Consider the following 956-nt stretch of genomic DNA (forward strand, 5'->3'; position numbering starts at 1 on the left):
GCAAGGTCGCGACGGTCGCGGCCGCGCCCGGCCGCACCGCGTCGCCGAAGGCGAGCAGGCCGATCAGTGTCCCGTCGCCGGCGAGCCACGCCAGGGTTCGCCCCTCCGCCGCGAGCGCCGCGGCACGCCCCGCGAGCGGCGCGGTGTCCACGCCCGCCTCGCGCATCAGCCGCGCATTGCCGAGCAGCAGGCGCACGCCGTCCCGAACCCCCTCGACCCCCTGGCCGGGCAGCGCACGGATGCCTGACGCCGGCCGCATCGACACCGCCTTCGCCGCGGCCCCTTCGGCTGCCGTCACGACGGCGCGCGCCAGCGGATGCTCGCTGCCCGACTGCACGGCGGTGGCAAGCGAGAGCACCTCATCGGCGGTGTGTCCGGGCGCCGCCTCGCAGGCGATCAGGGTCGGATGCCCCTCGGTCAGGGTGCCGGTCTTGTCGAACACCACCGTCGCGATGCCGCGCGCCGCCTCCAGCGCCGCGGGATCGCGCACCAGGATGCCGTGCCGCGCCGCGACGCCGGTGCCGACCATGATCGCCGCGGGCGTTGCCAGACCGAGCGCGCAGGGGCAGGCGATGACCAGCACCGCGACGGCATCGACGATCGCCCGCTCCGCCCCGGCACCCGCCAGCATCCAGCCGGCGAAGGTCAGCAGCGCCACGCCGATCACCGTCGGGACGAACACGGCGCTGATGCGATCGACCTGGCGCTGCACCGGCGGCTTGGCCGCCTGCGCGTCCTCGACCAGGCGCACCATCCGGGCGAGCTGGCTTTCCGCCCCGGCCGCCGTCACCTCCACCACCAGCCGCGCTTCGCCGTTCAGCGCGCCGCCGACGACGCGGCTGCCCGGCCCCTTCTCGACCGGCAGCGCCTCACCGGTCAGCAGGCTTTCGTCCGCGCTGCCCGCGCCCTCGCGCACGATCCCGTCCGCGGCGATCCGCTCGCCGGGCCGGACCACC

General features: G+C 76.6%; 1 protein-coding gene. It reads right to left on the reverse strand.

The window, feature by feature from the left end; translation table 11 throughout:
- Positions 1 to 956: HAD-IC family P-type ATPase (locus B8460_RS14920; RefSeq protein ID WP_048862401.1), on the reverse strand; the 956-nt coding region annotated here is incomplete at both ends.

The sequence above is a fragment of the Acidisphaera rubrifaciens HS-AP3 genome (genome assembly GCF_000964365.1).
GTDB classification, from domain to species: Bacteria; Pseudomonadota; Alphaproteobacteria; order Acetobacterales; family Acetobacteraceae; genus Acidisphaera; species Acidisphaera rubrifaciens.